1 protein-coding gene is annotated in these 360 nt (G+C 47.2%); it reads left to right on the top strand.

What is annotated here, in order from left to right; genetic code table 11:
• A partial coding sequence (locus L6C30_RS14795; protein ID WP_236163347.1) for an IS66 family transposase occupies positions 1-360 on the top strand: 360 nt, incomplete at both ends.

Genomic DNA, 360 nt, shown 5'->3' with positions numbered 1-360 from the left:
TGTCTGGGCCTATGCCACTACACAGTACAATCCAGTTCAGGCGGTGATCTATGACTTTCAGGATAGTCGTTCAGGCCAGCATGCTGCAGAGTTCTTGAAAGGCTGGCAGGGTTATCTAGTCTGTGATGATTACAGTGGTTATAAAGCACGCTTTAAATCAGGCCAGGTCATAGAGGTGGGCTGCATGGCCCATGCACGTCGTAAATTCCATGAACTGCATGTAACTGGGAAAAGTCAGGTCGCTGAACAGGCATTAGTGCTGATTCAGAAATTATATGCGATAGAAGCAGAATTAAGAAAAAAGACGGATGGTACAGCGGAAGACCGCTGCGAATACCGACAACAGCATAGTCAACCGGT

It is taken from the genome of Acinetobacter sp. KAM396 (assembly GCF_021602765.1).
Taxonomy (GTDB): Bacteria; Pseudomonadota; Gammaproteobacteria; order Pseudomonadales; family Moraxellaceae; genus Acinetobacter; species Acinetobacter towneri_A.
This window is presented reverse-complemented; position numbering and strand designations above follow the sequence as displayed.